2 protein-coding genes are annotated in these 3,475 nt (G+C 66.5%); both read left to right on the top strand.

Translation table 11 applies throughout. The features are described 5' to 3' along the window. Positions 1-72: 72 nt before the first annotated feature. Positions 73-1,134: a site-specific integrase gene (locus tag ACIBJI_RS42505; RefSeq protein WP_364360312.1), complete on the top strand. Its 1,062-nt coding sequence runs from the start codon at positions 73-75 to the stop codon at positions 1,132-1,134. Then, positions 1,131-3,455: a tyrosine-type recombinase/integrase gene (locus tag ACIBJI_RS42500; RefSeq protein ID WP_364360315.1), complete on the top strand. Its 2,325-nt coding sequence runs from the start codon at positions 1,131-1,133 to the stop codon at positions 3,453-3,455. The genes ACIBJI_RS42505 and ACIBJI_RS42500 overlap by 4 nt, the downstream gene beginning before the upstream one ends. The last annotated feature ends 20 nt before the right edge of the window (positions 3,456-3,475 follow it).

The raw sequence follows: 3,475 nt of genomic DNA, 5'->3' as shown, positions 1-3,475 counted from the left end.
TTTAAAAGTTACGTGGAATCTGGCTCGGGATGATCATGTCTCCCTGGGGTGACCACGGACTTTGGAGGCAGGTTGAGTGGCGCGGTGGCGCTGGTGGAGAAGTGGCCGGTGCTCGGACGGCACGAGCAGGCGGCGGTGTGGCTGGGGATCTGGGTTGATCTCGGGCGGGCGCCGCGGACGATCGATGCCTATGGGCGCGGGCTGGCGGAGTATCTGCTGCTGTGCGAGAGGGAACAGATCGATCCGGTGACCGCGAGCCGCGCTCACGTCGCGGTGTTCGTGCGGGAGTTGACTTCTCGTCCGCACCGGCGTGGTGCGAACGTGGTGTCGATCGACTCCGGGGCCGGGCTGGCGAACGCGACGATTCAGCAGCGGCTGGTGCCGGTCCGGTTGTTTTACGACTATTTGATGGAAGAGGGCCTGCGGCAATCGAATCCGGTAGGCCGGGGCCGATACACGCCGGGTCGGCGGGCCGGTGGCATGCAGCGTGGGCTGGTGCCGCGGCTGACGAAGCTGCCGTGGATTCCGGACGAGCAGCAGTGGCTGTGTGTGCTGAACGTGGCGCGGCACGATTCGATCCGTAATCGGCTGATGCTGGCACTGGCCTACGATGCTGCACTGCGCCGGGAGGAGCTGTGCTCGCTGCGGACCGACGACGTCGATCCGGCTCATCGGATGCTGCGGGTGCGGGCGGAGACGACGAAGAACCGCCTCGAGCGGGTGGTGCCGTATTCGGCATCGACCGGGGTGTTGTTGTCGCAGTATCTGGTTCATCGGTCGGGGATCAGCCGGGCGCGCGGACCGCTGTTCTTGTCGGAGTCCCGGCGCAACCGGGGTGAGCCGCTGAGTTTGTGGATGTGGTCGAAAGTGGTGCGGCGCATCGCAATCGATGCCGGTGTCGCGCAGTTCTCGACGCACACCACCCGGCATCTGTGCTTGACGGATCTGGCACGGATGGGGTGGGAAGTGCATGCGATCGCCGCATTCGCCGGCCACCGGCACACCGACTCCACGCTGCGGTATATCCACCTGTCGGGCCGCGATCTGGCCGACAAGCTCACGCGTGGCATGGACCAGATCCACGCCTGGCGCGTTGCCGCTCTGGCCGGCACCGACCTCGTGGTGGCGCCGTGACCACCGCACCCGCCACCGGCCGCCCTGGCGACGATCCGCGCTGGCGGCCGCCGATCGACCCCGGCCGCTACGACACCGCACCGACACTGCGGGCCGCGGAAAAGGATGCGATCACCGAGCTCGGTGTCGACAACCTGCGCCGCCTGGCCCGCTACGACCCTGGCGCCCGAGGCTGGAAACAGATCCGCCGCTTGCTGCGGCCTCTGGACGACGCCAACGCCGCGATCCATGCTCCGCAGACACCCCACCGACAGCGCGCGATGCTGGACACGACGGCGGTCGTATTGCTGCGCTGCGCTCAGACGGGTAGGTCCTTCTGGTCGTGGACAGACCAGGAGTGGGCCGGACTGATCGGCGGTGATATCCACGAGTTCCGAATCGCGGTCCCGGATTGGGCCGGTGATGAGGTGCGCCCGTACTTGGCCACGCACGCATTCCTGCTGGGCGGGTTCGGTGAGTTCTATCGCCTGGGCGGATTCAGACGTCTTACGTTGGCCTGGAACGTTTTCGGGCGTGATCTGGTCGACGGTGAGATCGGCCGGATCCGGTCGGTGTTGGCCGGGTGGGGCTACCAGCTGGGCCGCGCCGAGGACACGCTGCTGCCGACAGTCGCCTGTCAGGTTCTGCTACTCAACCGAAGCCCTCACCTCGAGGATCTGAATACAGAGCTGTTCGAGTGGATTCGACGCGAACGGCTGCTGCCCGCCGCACGCGGCAACACCCTGCACGCAATGCAGCGCGCGGTCGCCGCTCTGGGATTCTGCGGTCCGCCGCAGCAGCTGACCGGCCGGCACTCGGCACGCGCGACCGGCGGAGCACCCGAATGGGCGGCCATGGTCGACCGGTGGTTCGACATCTCGACGCTGACGCCGCGCGTTCGCGGCAGCGTCCGCTCGATCCTGCTGCGCGTCGGGCGCTGGCTCGAGGCCGAGCATCCCGAAGCGGCCGATCCCGCCAACTGGACCCGCCAAACCTGCGCGACCTGGATCGCCGCGCTGGACCGCATGAAGGTCGGCGACTACGTTCAACGCACCGTGGGGCTCAACGATCGCCTCGGCAAGCCGCTGGAGGCTCCCACGAAGGCGGGACAGATCGCCGCGGTCCGGCGATTCTTCCGGGACTGCCAGGAATGGGAGTGGCTGCCAAGGCATTTCGATCCCAACCGCACACTGGCCACCCCACGCAGCATCGCCGCCCTGCTCGGTCCAGATCCTCGCGTCATCGCCGACGATGTCTGGGCGAAACTGATGTGGGCAGGGTTGAACCTGACTGCTGATGACCTGCCGCAATCCCAGGCCGGGAACTTCTATCCGATGGAACTGGTTCGCGCAGTCACACTGACCTGGCTGTTCTCCGGGCAACGCAGCGACGAGATCGCGCGGCTGCGCGTCGGCTGCATCCGATGGCAACACGACGGGGCACCAATTCCCGGTGACTCCCAACAGATTCTGGCCCGCGACGCGGTCTGCCTGCTCGACGTCCCTACCCACAAGACCGGCACCGCGTTCACCAAACCGGTCGACCCGATCCTCGGCCAGGCCATCGACACCTGGCAGACGATCCGGCCCGACCAGCCGGCATTCGTCGACCGCCGCACCGGACAACACGTCGATCTGCTCTTCGCTGTCCGTGCGCGCCGGATGTCGTCGGCCTACATCAACAACACCGTGATCCCGATGCTTTGCCGCAAAGCCGGAGTCCCCGCCGCCGACGTCCGCGGCAACATCACAAGCCACCGGGCCCGCTCGACCATCGCGAGCCAGCTCTACAACGCCAAAGAACCGATGACCTTGTTCGAGCTGCAGGCGTGGCTCGGTCACCGCTCACCGCAGTCGACCCAGTTCTACGCCAAGATCAGCCCGAACACCCTCACCAAGGCATACGGCGACGCCGGATACTTCACCCGCAACATGCGCACCATCGAAGTCCTCGTCGACCGCGACGCCGTGACCAACGGCGCCGCAGCCGCCGGCGAGCCCTGGCAGCACTACGACCTCGGCCACGGCTACTGCACCTACAGCTTCTTCGAACAATGCCCGCACCGCATGGCCTGCGCCCGCTGCGACTTCTACACCCCGAAGGAATCCAGCAAAAGTCAACTGCTGCAAGCAAAATCGAACCTGCAACGCATGCTCGTCAGCATCCCGCTCACCGACGATGAACAAGCCGCGGTCCACGACGGCCAGACCGCGCTCGACCGGCTGCTGCAACGCCTTGCCGATGTCCCCACGCCATCGGACCAAACACCCCGGGCCGGCACCGCGATCGGCATCCAGCTGCCGATCGTTGGCGTCCGCCACGGACAACGGTCACCGGCTTGACTTTTCAGATTCCACAGAAT

The organism is Nocardia sp. NPDC050408, assembly GCF_044458905.1.
GTDB lineage: Bacteria > Actinomycetota > Actinomycetes > Mycobacteriales > Mycobacteriaceae > Nocardia.
Note: the sequence above shows the minus strand (reverse complement) of the source record. Positions and strands in the feature narration are given on the sequence as shown.